The following is a 289-nucleotide window of genomic DNA, read 5'->3' as shown; positions in this document are numbered from 1 at the left end:
GATAGAGCACCAGCTTCGGCTGCGGGTACTGACGGCCCATCTTTTGGAAGATAGCGCCCCAGGTATCTTCGGTATCCGCAAGAATCACCTTGGTAAACTTCGCGGCCTGCTCTTCCTGCGGGCTGACAGAGCGTTGGGTGGTGGTTTGCTGCTGTGAAACGGGCTCTCCGGTCAGCATGCCGGTCAAATCCACGCCGTAATAGCCCGCAACCAGCACGATAATCAGCAGGACGATACCGCCCTTCCCGCTGGGAAGACGGAAGCCACCGCCGCCTCCGCCCAGGGGCGA

General features: G+C 60.9%; 1 protein-coding gene. It reads right to left on the bottom strand.

Going from position 1 to position 289, the window contains the following annotated elements; all coding sequences use genetic code 11:
- Positions 1-283 (bottom strand): neutral zinc metallopeptidase (locus HED65_RS22480; protein ID WP_189338758.1); only part of this gene is annotated, 283 nt, incomplete at its 3' end.
- Between the last annotated feature and the right edge of the window lie 6 nt (positions 284-289).

The organism is Pantoea sp. LS15 (genome assembly GCF_012241585.1).
Taxonomy (GTDB): Bacteria; Pseudomonadota; Gammaproteobacteria; order Enterobacterales; family Enterobacteriaceae; genus Enterobacter.
Note: the sequence above shows the minus strand (reverse complement) of the source record. Positions and strands in the feature narration are given on the sequence as shown.